This is a genomic window from Actinophytocola sp. NPDC049390, from assembly GCF_044466355.1.
Lineage (GTDB): Bacteria > Actinomycetota > Actinomycetes > Mycobacteriales > Pseudonocardiaceae > Actinophytocola.
The window spans coordinates 1-10,824 of the sequence record NZ_JBITMQ010000038.1 but is presented as its reverse complement, the minus strand read 5'-3'; the positions used below and the strand labels follow the sequence as shown (position 1 = coordinate 10,824).

Genomic DNA, 10,824 nt, shown 5'->3' with positions numbered 1-10,824 from the left:
CGATCTACCGGAGACCTCTCCTATTTGATCAACGACACGCCGGAACAGGCCACACCCGAAGCCATCAGCTGATCCACTTCGATACAGGCCCTAGTGCCCCGAGAGGCGTGCTCGGCAGAGAGCAAAACGCCGATGTTATTGCGTGGCAACAAAGTGCGTGACCTTGTGCCCTGTTCGCGACGTCAGCGTGCCCGCACCGTCGATGGATCGAACGACTGGGGAACGGAGCTCACCATGAACGGAGTACTGGGGCGCGCGGTTCGCGTGGCAGCAACCGCGGTCGCGATCTCTCTCGCGTCGACGTTGTTCGTGACACCTGCGGTGCCGGTGGCCGCCGAGGCCCAGGCGGGTTGGCTCGACTCGGCCTGGCTGTACCGAAGACCGGTCACCGTCACGAACACCCTCGCGCAGGAACGGACGAACCAGCAGGTGACGGTGTCGCTCAGCGCGGCCAACTTCGACTTCACCCGCTCTTCCGGACAGGACATCCGGTTCACCGACAGCGACGGGACGACGCTGCTGAACCACTGGCTGGACGAGTACAACACGACGTCGAGGCTCGCGTGGTTCGTCGTGCGGGTGCCGGCGCTGCCCGCGTCGGCGGCGAAGACCATCTACATGTACTACGGGAACACGAATGCGCCGCCCGCGAGCAGTGGGGCGAAGACGTTCGCGTTCTACGACGGATTCGAACGACTGCTCAATGCCCCGAGCCCGTCGACGACACCGACCTACGACGGTTCCGGGCAGGCCGTGCACCCCGACGTGGTGCATTTCCCCCAGGGTTGGAACGGGTTCCGGTACTGGATGGCGGAGACGCCCTATCCCGGTAGCAACGACAAGCTGGAGAATCCCTCGATCCTGGTCAGCAATGACGGGCTGCGCTGGTCCGTGCCACCCGGCGGGGTCAACCCGCTGGTGCCCACACCACCATGTGACCACAACAACGACCCCGACATGCTGTACAACGACGCGACCGGCGAGCTGTGGATGTACTACCTGGACACCCGCCGCGCCAAGCAATGCGCCGGACACGAGAGCAAGCCCTACTACGACCACAACTACCTGAAGCTGATCAGGTCGAGCGACGGCGTGCACTGGACGGCGCCGGTCGTTGTCGTCGACTGGGTGCTCGCCATCGATCCGTTGTACATCGCCCCGACCATCGTCAAGCAGGGCTCGACCTACCACCTCTGGGCGGTGAACTCGGGGACCGGGGCCGCGCGGACAGCCTCGTCGGCGAACGGCCTGAGTTTCGCGAACTCGCAGGCGGTGTACCTCGCCGACGCGGTCTGGCACTTCGACGTGGAGTTCATCCCCGACCGGAACGAGTACTGGATGTTCCTGGACTACCCGAGCACGCCGGAAGGCATCATCCGGTTCGCCCGGTCCACCAACCGGGTCAACTGGACGACCTACGCCAACCCGGCGCTGACGTACTCGGGCGGGTGGGACAAGAGCCTCTACCGATCCAGTTTCACCTTCGACCCCGTCACGAACCAGGTTCGCCTGTGGTACTCCGCGCACAACGGTTCGAAAGTCTGGCGGATCGGGCACACGGGCGTCGACTACGCGGACCTGATCAACGGCCTCACCCCGGGCGGCGGCTGGCGACGTGAGCAGGGCAATGGCACCTGGTCGACGTCCACTGTGCAGGTCAGGCGCGGCGCACTGAGCGCACGGCTCACCCAGGCCACCGGCACCAGCATGGCGTTGAGCAAACCACAGCCGCTCGCCAACAGCTTCTTCTTCGAGGCCGACATCTACGACGACCTCGACAGCACTGCGTTCAAGATGGTCCGCATCACCAACGGCAGCGACAACCGCGTGGGTGTCGGCGTCTGGACCGGCGCATCGACCAGCCGGTACGTCTTCCACACCAAGACCTACGCGTACACCGTCACCTCCGTCGCCCGCTCTCAGCGCTGGCACCGGTTCGCCGTGCTCGGCAACCCCGACGGCAGCATGGTCTTCTCCATCGACGGCCGCACCGTCGGCACGATCACCGGGCAGTTCGCGGACGCCAACCAGGTTCAGGTCGAGGGCTACAACGGTGGCACCACCACGTACGACGTGGACGACCTGCGCATCCGCCGGTGGACGGGCCCTGAACCGCCGACGTCCGTCGGCGCCGAGGAGATCCGCTGACGACGGCGCGGCGGAACAGCGAGCCGATCAGGCCGGTGCCGGCACGGTCAGCACCGGCCATTCGGCGAACTCCAGGATGTGCTGGGTGTGATGGCCGACGTAGGGCTGCCCCGGCCCACGCCGGCCGGCACTGCCGATGACGACGAGGTCAGCGGGCAGGGCGCGGGCACGGTCCAGTACGCAGCGCGCGGGTTCCCCGGCGGCGCATTCGCTCCGCACCGGCACGCCTGCCGCGACAGCCAAGCGGGAAACATGGGCCAGCAGCGTTTCGGCACCAGTGACCTGCCGGTCGCCGTCGTGGGTGCCCAGCGCTGCCGCGAGCTCGCTGTCGACCAGGACGTGCAGTACGTGCACGTGCGCGCCTGTCGCCGCGGCTATCTCGACCGCCGTGCGTGCGGCGGCCAGTGATGCCGCTGAGTCGTCGACGGCCAGCAGGATGCGGCGGATCATGACGGCACCTCCTCGGCTCGGCGCTTGGCTCGGCGCCTGGTCAGCCCTTCGGCACGTTCCTGTTCTTCAAGCGCGAGTTCGAGTTCCACGTTCGTCCTGCGCAGCGCGGGGAGCCAGCGACGGTCCAGCGCGCGCACCCGCTGGCGGGTGGTGCCGATCTCGCGTTCGACGAGCCGCAGTGCCTCGCGTGCCGCGGCGTGGCGGACCGCGGACTCGAGCGCGACCCGGTACGCCTCTCCCGCCCGCACCAGCGCCGCGCTCCCGACCACGGTCAGCCCTGGTATCCGGGCCGGTGGCGCGCAGGACGTCTCGACCGGATACGTCACCCCCATCGACGTGGTCCAGCCGATCGTCACGGTCGCGAGGTCGCCGGTCGTGGCGAGCAGCAATGCCCGCTCGCCGCCTGCGAGCGCCGCGCGAAGTCCCCAAGTGGCGGCTTCGGTGGCGTCCGCGGTCCACCGTTCGCCGGAGTCACGGGCCCGGATCGCGAGCCTGCGCTGCTCTTCGCGCAGTGTGCGGAGTTTCTGCTGCAGCAGCGTGGTCGCGCGGGTGGCCGCGGCCAACCTGCCGCGCAGCCACAGCCTGCCGGACCGGCCGGGCGGAACCCTGATCACGACGGCCCCCCGTGCGCGGCAACGAGGTCGGCGGGGAGCATCGTCAGCTCGCGCGCCGGCAGGCGCATGAGCACCCGCCAGGCGCGGTCGAGCGTCTCGTCGATCTTGCGCACCTCGTCGCGCCGCTGGGCGACGAGATCGGTGTGGAACGCCTGCTCGAGGTCGAGGTAGATCCGGTCGGTGCGGCTCAGCGTGCCCGCGCCGACCAGGTCGGCCAGCTCTCGAACCTGCCGGGCCCTGGCCAGCGCGGCCAACAGCTGCGCGGCCACGTCGAGGTGGTCGACGCGGGTGCGTCCAGGGCCCGCACCGTGCCGCATCAGGCGCGACAACGAGGACAGCGGGTCGACCGGCGGGTACGTACCGGTCGCGTGCACCTGTTCGGACAGGACGATCTGGCCCTCGGTGATGTACCCGGTCAGGTCCGGCACCGGGTGGGTGAGGTCGCCTGTCGGCATCGTGAGCACCGGGACGATGGTCACGGAGCCGGGTACGCCGCGAATGCGACCGCAGCGCTCGTACAGCGAGGCCAGGTCGCTGTAGAGGTAGCCGGGGTAGCCGCGCCGCGCGGGGATCTCCTCCCGTGCCGCGGACACCTCACGCAACGCTTCCGCGTAGCTCGTCATGTCGGTCAGCACGACCAGCACGTGCCGGCCGCCGGTGAACGCGAGGTGCTCCGCGACGGTCAGCGCGACCCGCGGCGTGATGATCCGCTCCAGCACCGGGTCGTCCGCGGTGTTGAGCAGCAGCACCAGTTCCCCGGCCGCGGAGCGTTCCTCCAGTGTGTCGCGCACGAGTGCGGCGTCGGCGCGGGTGAGGCCCATCCCGGCGAACACCACGGAGAACGGCTCGCCGCCGACGCTCGACTGAGCGGCGATCTGCGTGGCGAGCTCCAGGTGCGGCAGGCCGGGCACCGAGAACACCGGGAGCTTCTGTCCGCGTACCAAGGTCGTCAGGCCGTCGATGACCGACACACCGGTGGTCACCGGTTCCGCCGGTGGCTCGCGGTGCGTGGGGTTGAGGGGATGGCCGGACACCGGCGCCCGTGCGGTGCCCAGCACCGGCGGCCCGCCGTCGACCGGCTCCCCTCGACCGTTGCACACGCGGCCGAGCCATCCGGTGCCGACGGGAATGTGCAGTGGTTCGCCCGTGAACTCGACGCCGGTGCCGCGCGTCGTCATCCCGCTGGTCCCCTCCAGCACCTCGACCACGGCCAGGTCGCGGTCGACCTCGAGGACGAGACCGTGCCGCCGACCGCCGTCGACCGTACGGATGCGGGCGAACTCGTCCCACCCGACGCCCGACAGCCGGTTCAGCACCATCAGCGGGCCACGCAGTGTGTGCACGGAGGTGTATTCGATACCGGTCACGAGCGCACCTCCCGCAGGTTCGCGAGCACGACATCCCTGTGTGCCAGGACACCGGCGACGTCGTCCGGTGCGGTCTCCTCCCTGGCACGCAGCAACGGCGAGAAGTCGACCTCCTCCAGCACCGCGGCCGGAATGCCCGCAGTGATGGCGTCCTGTACGGCGTCGACGACGTCGAGCACCACGTCGGCGAGCGCGGCGGTCTTCGCGGCCGACGAGAACGCGTCCTGTGCGGAAAGAGCGCTCTGCTGCAGCACCGCCTCCCGCACCAGGCGTGCGCCGAGCAACACCATCCGCTCGTGTCCTGGCAGGGCGGCGACGCCGACGAGGTCGGCGAGCGCGGCGAGCCGGTCGGCGTCGGCGAGCAACCCGACGATGCGGCCGCGTCGCGCCGCCCAGTCGGGGTCGCCGTGGCGGGCGTGGTACGCGCCGACCGCGGGGACGTCCCGGGAGAACGAACCCGACCACGACACCGCGGGGTAGTGGCGCGCGTAGGCGAGGTCGCGGTCCAGCGTCCAGCGGCAGCGGACGAACCGTTCGGTCAGCGCGGTCACCGGTTCGGTCATGTCCCCGCCGGGTGGGGAGACCGCGCCGACCACGGTGATCGACGCGTGTCGCCCGCCGAGTGTCTCGACCGCACCGGCCCGCTCGTAGAACGCGGCGAGCGCGGACGCCAGCTCGGCCGGGTAGCCCTCCTCGGCGGGCAGCGCGCCGGTACGGGAGCCGAACTCCCGCAACGCCTCCGCCCACCGGGACGTCGAGTCGGCGATCAGCACCACGTCGTGACCCATGTCGCGGAAGTACTCGGCGACGGTCATCCCGGTGTGGACACTCGCTTCCCGTGCCATCATCGGCATGTTCGAGGTGTTGGCGACGACCACCGTGCGGTCGGCGAGCGTGCCACCGGTGCGCGGGTCGGTGAGCGCGAACAGGTCGGCCATCACGTCGGCCAGCTCGTTGCCGCGTTCACCGCAGCCCACGTACACGATCACGTCCGCGGCGCACCACTTCGCGAGCTGCTGCAGCAGGACGGTCTTGCCGGTGCCGAATCCGCCCGGCACCGCCGCCGACCCGCCCCGGGCGACCGGGAAGAGCAGGTCGAGGGCGCGTTGTCCGGTGTGGAGCGGTTCGACCGCGTCGACCCGCCGCTGATACGGGCGTGGGGTGCGCACCGGCCATACCTCGGTCAGTCGTACGTGCACGTCCGCGACGCGTGCGACGACCGTGTCCGGGTCCCCTTCGCGGGCGAGGAGTTCGACGCGTCCCGCGACGGGCGCCAGCACGCGGTGGGGTACCGGACCGGCGCCGGTCACCTCGCCGAGCGTCGCGCCGGCACAGACCTCGTCGCCGTCCGCCACCTCGGGTTCGAACGTCCAGGTGCGGGTGTCGGCGGTGGTGCCCGTACCTGGCCGCAGAAACGTCGGCGCGGCCGACAACGGGCGCAGCAAGCCGTCGAAGACCTGCCCGAGCAGACCGGGGCCGAGCTGCGCGGACAGCGGGCGGCCGCCCGTCATGGCTGGGGCGCCGGGCGCGAGCCCGCCCGTGTACTCGTAGGCCTGCACGGTTACGACCTGGTCCTCGATGGCCACCACCTCGCCAGGGATCCGCTCCAGCCCCAACGTGACCGTGTCGTGCATCGCGATGTCGATCCGCGGTCCGATGTCCAGTTCGACCAGCGGTCCCGACACCCGCCGCACGGTGGTCGGAGTCGATGGTCGGCGCGCGAACTCGTTCACGATGACCACAACCCGTCGAGTTCCGGCCCGAGTGCGGCGACCGCTCGCGCTGCGAACGCGTCGAGCGAGCAGTCCACCCTCCCGCTCGCGGTCCGGCCGTACACCCCGCCGCCAGGCGCGTCGACGATCTCGGCGTCGTCGCCGAGGACCCGCCGTGCCTCGGCGACCAGCCGCTCACGCAGGAGCGGGTAGTCCGGTCCGCCGGACAGCGCACGCAACGCGGCGACGACTTCGGTGCGTAACCGGTCGTAGGCGGCCATGCGGGCGGCGAGTTCGGCCGACCGCACGGTACGGCGAGCCGCTGCCTGCTCCGCGGCGAGCACCTCCTCGGCCTCCGCCGCGCCACGTGCCCGCGCCAGGTCGGACAGCTCGGCAGCTTCGCGTTCGGCGGCCTCGACGATCTCGGTCGCGTCCCTGCGGGCCGCCGCCAGCCACCGCTCAGCGTCGGTCTCGGCATGGTGCAGCAACGCCTTCCGCAGCGGGCGCAGCGCGACGAACACTTCCGTCGTGGTCATGGCAGCACCACCGTCAGCGGCGCGCCCAGCGCCATCTCGTCCTCGAGCGCCGAGGCGGCGGCCGGGGTGAGCACGACGACTGCCACGTCGGTGTCGAGTGACCGCCATGCCGCGCGCACCGCGTCGGCGTCGTCGGCGGCGGTCACCGCCGCACCCGCGAGCGACCACCCGCGCACGACCACCCGCTCACCGATCACCGCCACGGTCGCCACCGTCACGCCCTCCCGATCAGGATGATGGCCACGATGAGGCCGTAGATCGCGATGCCTTCGGCCAGCCCGACGATCACCATGGCCCGGCCGAAGATCTCCGGGCGCTCGCTCATCGCGGCGAGCGCCGCGCTGCCGGTGTAGGCGACCGCGATGGCCGCGCCGATCGACGAACCCGCCACCGAGATCGCGGCGCCGAGCAGCGCGGCCCAGTCGGCGGCCGACCCGCCCTGCGCGACCACCGCCTCCGCGGCGGCCGGGCCGCTCGACAGAGCGAGCAGCAGCACGACCAGAGCACCGCCGAGCAGCACGGCGTTGAGCCCGAGCAGGACCGCGATCGCCGCTCGCCGCCGCGCTCGCATCAGGCGGCCGACCACCAACGCCGCCGCGACCAGCATCGGCAACCCGATCAGCCACGCACTCATGTCTCCTCCAGGTCTTCCAGCGGGAGGTGCCACGGCCGGAACGGCTCGCCCTCGCCGGCGAAGATCCGGGAGAAGAGCTCGTAGAACTCCAGCCGCAGCGCCTGGATCCCGGCCACGAGCGCCTCCAACGCGAACGCGAGCAGGTTGCCCGCGACGAACACCACGACGCCGCCGACCGCCGCGAGCCAGCCGGCCGAGACCAGCGCGGTCGTGCCACTCCACACGAGCCAGCCGAGCGCGGCGTGGGTGAGCCCGAACGCGGCCAGCCGCGCGAACGAGAACAGGTTGGAACCGAGCCGGATCACCGTGTCGAACAGTTCGACCCCGGCCTGCACCGCCCCGGCCGCCCCGCCGCCCGCCTCGGCGTGGAACCCCACCGCGGCGAGCACGAGCCCGGCCGCCGTGATCACGGCCCCGGCCGCGACGAGCGGACCGGACCGCAGGTACAGGCCGCCCGCGAGCGCGCCGAGCCCGAGGAACAGGGCGAGGCCCGCGACGCCGGACGACGCGTACACGGCGAGCCGAGGCCCGCCCTCACGCCACCTGTTGACGACGGCCACCCCGTACGCCGCGGCCAGCAGCATCGCGCCGACCGCGACCGCCGCCGTGAGTAGCCGCACCGGGGCCTCCAGCGGAGCGACCCACAGCACCGGCAACACTTCCGTCGGCCCGAAGAACTCGCCGTACAGGGAGCCGAACGCGATGCTCGCGAGGCCGGCGGCGCCCACGAACGGCCAAGCCCTGCGCAGCGTGGGGGAGCGCCTTGGCAGTCCGGCGCGCAGGAGTGCCGCGGCGACGAGCAGCAACAGTCCGTGCCCGGCGTCGCCGAACATCATCCCGAACATCAGCACGTAGGCGGCGCCCGCCAGCGGTGTCGGGTCCACGTCCGGGTAGGGAACGGTGCCGTAGGTGCTGACCAGGGTCGAGAAGGCGCCGCGGATCTCACCGCCCGGCCGTAGCAGGGTGGGCGGGTCGACGCCACGGGGAGTGGGCAAGGGGACCAGGGCGGCACCGTGCCCGGCGACCCGCTCCGACAACGCGGGCAGTTCCGGCTCCGGCGACCACCCGGTGAGCGCGGCGACCGCCCCGTGCCGAACCGCGCTCGCCGCGTACTCCTCTAGTTCCGACTCCCCGGCGATCAGATCGGCCCGCCCGGCCCGCTCGAGCGCCTCCAGGTCGGGGGTGGCGGCGGCCAGCGCCGCCGCGTGCGGGTCGGCGTGCAGCCTGCGCAGAGCCTGGCCCGCCGGCCCCGGAGCCGGGTTCTCGTCCGGCCGGTCGAACTGGACCACTCCCGCGCCCGCGACCGTCGCCAGTGCGGTACGCAGATCGTCGTGTGGCGCGGCGAGCGCGACGCGTCGCATCCGTACGGGACGGGTGGTCTCAGGTAAACGCATCGAACGCCTCCACCGGCCGCCCGCCGCGGGCGGCGAGCTGGAGTGCGGCCCGCACCCGCCACGCGTCGAGCGCGAGGTACGCGACGATGCCGACGACCGGGCCGCGCCCGGCCCTCGGCACGGACAGCAACGCCGCGGCGTCCCGTTCGACCCGCGCCCACCACGCGAGTTCGGCGAGCCACAGGGCGTCGGGTCCGTGGCACTCGGCAAGCGGCCAGCCGGCGTCGGTGCGCAGGCCGTCGACGTAGCCCTGCCAGGTGTTCGCGGTGACGGCGGTACCGAGCAGGACGTTCACCCGCGACGCCACCGGTTCCGGCAGCTCTCCGTCCTCGGCGGCGAAACGCCGCCGGGCGAACAGCAACGCGGCCGCCCCCTCGGCCCAGGCGCGGGCCTCTGGCACGGCCGCCGCGACCCGCGCCGCCCACGAGAGAGCCATCGACACCGCGACCACGGCGGGTGCCGCCGACCCCGGGTCCTCCCACGAGGTGGTGGCGAGTACCGCACGCAGTTCCGCGCCGGTGTTCGTCGCTGTCAACCGGGGCCACGCGGTGGTGAGCCTGCCGATCCGGTAGCGGGGCCCGGCGGGCAACCCGGCGAGTGCGCGTGCGTGCTCGACGACGTTGGCGATCTCGAACCACCCGGCCAGCTGGCGGACCGCCTCGGCGCCTGCGCGTGGCTGCCACCCGGCGAGCACCCGCAGGTGCCAGAGCAGCGCGGCGCCGACGGCGTGCTCGGCCTCGCGGAGTTCCTGCCCGGCACGCACGGTGCGCCCGTACGGCCCGGAGGCCAGGGCGGCGACCGCGTCGGCGAGCGCGGGGGAGGTGGCCAGACGAAGGGCGCCGTCGGCACCCACCCTGCGGCTCAGCAAGGCCCGGCCCCGTACGTCACCGGCGACCCAGCCGGCCCCGCCGGTCACGGCGGTCCCACCGGTGATGTGCCCAGCCGGTCGAGCGCGTCCTTCGCGTGCGCGGTGGCGCGCGCGACGAAGCCCGGCCGCCGCGCCTCCGAACGCAGCCGCACCTGCTCGGCGACGTCCCGGGCCGACTCGTGCGCTCGTTCGCGTTCCCGGTCCGCGGTCGCCCTGCCACGTGCGGCCGTGTCGGCACGCAAGGACTCGGTTCGTGCCCTGGCATCCGCGACCAGCGCCTCGGCGCGCTGCCTGGCGTCCTGTCGAAGTCGGTCCGCCTCGGCGACCGCATGCGCCCGGATGGCCTCCGCCGCACTCTCGGTCTCGGCGAGGGCCGCGAACAGCGGTGCCAGCTCGGACTCGCGCTCCGCCGCCCGATCGGCGGGGACACCGCGCCGACCCGGTGCGCCAGGAGCGGCGACCGGCCGGAACCGATCGAGGGAGTCACGCAGACTTGCCACCGTCAGCCCCTCTCGGAGAAGGTCTCCAGACGATGCTCTGGCCGTGCGCCAGGACGGAGCCAGTGACGAAGTCCCCGTGGCACCGGGACCTTCGTCGGCGAGACGATCCCGCGGCGGCGCCCGGTGGCGTCGGCTACCTGCGGTACGTCGCAGTGCAGTGGCGAAGGGGGCCCGCGGCGCGTTTCTTGGGCACCGTCCTCGCCGCGTACGCACGCAGGGCGACCACATCGGCGTCATCGGCGACGTCGTCGCGCACCCAGTCGCTGTCGGTACCTGCGCCCCGGTAGAGCCACACGTAGTCCCGCTTCAGCCGCGGGTCGGCGGATATGCCCGCGTCCCACGCGCCGTGCGTGTGGATGAACGTTGGCCGGGCCTCCTCGAACACGTGGTCCCGCAACCCGGCCAGGTCGCCCGTGCCCCGCAGTTCGGCGATCCGGTAGGACGCCAGCCCGGCGAGGTCGATGACCTCGAGCCGCGTCGTGAGCGCCGTGCCGCCGATGTCAGGTAGCAGCAGCGTGCCGTCGTTGACGTTCAGCCGGTCGGCGTAGGCGTCGAACATCTCGCCGTAGCGCTCGGCCACCCGGCACATCGGCACGGTCGG

General features: G+C 72.2%; 11 protein-coding genes and 1 pseudogene. 1 reads left to right on the top strand and 11 read right to left on the bottom strand.

Annotated elements, in window-relative coordinates; all coding sequences use genetic code 11:
• Window positions 1–234: 234 nt before the first annotated feature.
• Window positions 235–2,148 carry a DUF2341 domain-containing protein gene (locus tag ACIBVP_RS45530; RefSeq protein ID WP_396112798.1) on the top strand — a complete coding sequence of 638 codons (1,914 nt, stop codon included), beginning with the start codon at window positions 235–237 and terminating at the stop codon, window positions 2,146–2,148.
• 27 nt (window positions 2,149–2,175) lie between these two features.
• On the opposite strand, the gene ACIBVP_RS45525 is transcribed toward ACIBVP_RS45530, so the two are convergent.
• From ACIBVP_RS45525 to ACIBVP_RS45475, 11 genes and pseudogenes are all read right to left on the bottom strand, one after another.
• Window positions 2,176–2,598, bottom strand: coding sequence for a universal stress protein (locus tag ACIBVP_RS45525; RefSeq protein WP_396112797.1), 423 nt, complete (start codon window positions 2,596–2,598; stop codon window positions 2,176–2,178).
• A complete protein-coding gene (locus ACIBVP_RS45520) occupies window positions 2,595–3,212 on the bottom strand; it encodes a V-type ATP synthase subunit D (protein WP_396112796.1) in 618 nt (205 codons plus the stop codon). The genes ACIBVP_RS45525 and ACIBVP_RS45520 overlap by 4 nt, the downstream gene beginning before the upstream one ends.
• Entirely contained in the window at window positions 3,209–4,579 is a 1,371-nt protein-coding gene (locus ACIBVP_RS45515; RefSeq protein WP_396112795.1) for a V-type ATP synthase subunit B, read from the bottom strand. Before ACIBVP_RS45515 ends, ACIBVP_RS45520 begins: the two co-directional genes overlap by 4 nt.
• Entirely contained in the window at window positions 4,576–6,312 is a 1,737-nt protein-coding gene (locus ACIBVP_RS45510; RefSeq protein WP_396112794.1) for a V-type ATP synthase subunit A, read from the bottom strand. Before ACIBVP_RS45510 ends, ACIBVP_RS45515 begins: the two co-directional genes overlap by 4 nt.
• A complete protein-coding gene (locus ACIBVP_RS45505; RefSeq protein ID WP_396112793.1) occupies window positions 6,309–6,827 on the bottom strand; it encodes a hypothetical protein in 519 nt (172 codons plus the stop codon). Before ACIBVP_RS45505 ends, ACIBVP_RS45510 begins: the two co-directional genes overlap by 4 nt.
• A complete protein-coding gene (locus tag ACIBVP_RS45500; RefSeq protein WP_396112792.1) occupies window positions 6,824–7,045 on the bottom strand; it encodes a V-type ATP synthase subunit F in 222 nt (73 codons plus the stop codon). Before ACIBVP_RS45500 ends, ACIBVP_RS45505 begins: the two co-directional genes overlap by 4 nt.
• Entirely contained in the window at window positions 7,042–7,461 is a 420-nt protein-coding gene (locus ACIBVP_RS45495; RefSeq protein ID WP_396112791.1) for an ATP synthase subunit C, read from the bottom strand. The genes ACIBVP_RS45500 and ACIBVP_RS45495 overlap by 4 nt, the downstream gene beginning before the upstream one ends.
• A complete protein-coding gene (locus tag ACIBVP_RS45490) occupies window positions 7,458–8,855 on the bottom strand; it encodes a V-type ATPase 116kDa subunit family protein (protein WP_396112790.1) in 1,398 nt (465 codons plus the stop codon). Before ACIBVP_RS45490 ends, ACIBVP_RS45495 begins: the two co-directional genes overlap by 4 nt.
• Window positions 8,842–9,771: a hypothetical protein gene (locus tag ACIBVP_RS45485; protein WP_396112789.1), complete on the bottom strand. Its 930-nt coding sequence runs from the start codon at window positions 9,769–9,771 to the stop codon at window positions 8,842–8,844. The genes ACIBVP_RS45490 and ACIBVP_RS45485 overlap by 14 nt, the downstream gene beginning before the upstream one ends.
• On the bottom strand, window positions 9,768–10,223 hold the full coding sequence (locus ACIBVP_RS45480; RefSeq protein WP_396112799.1) for a hypothetical protein: 456 nt from the start codon (window positions 10,221–10,223) through the stop codon (window positions 9,768–9,770). The genes ACIBVP_RS45485 and ACIBVP_RS45480 overlap by 4 nt, the downstream gene beginning before the upstream one ends.
• A 133-nt stretch (window positions 10,224–10,356) precedes the next feature.
• Window positions 10,357–10,824 (bottom strand): annotated as a pseudogene (locus ACIBVP_RS45475) (hypothetical protein); the annotation flags it as partial.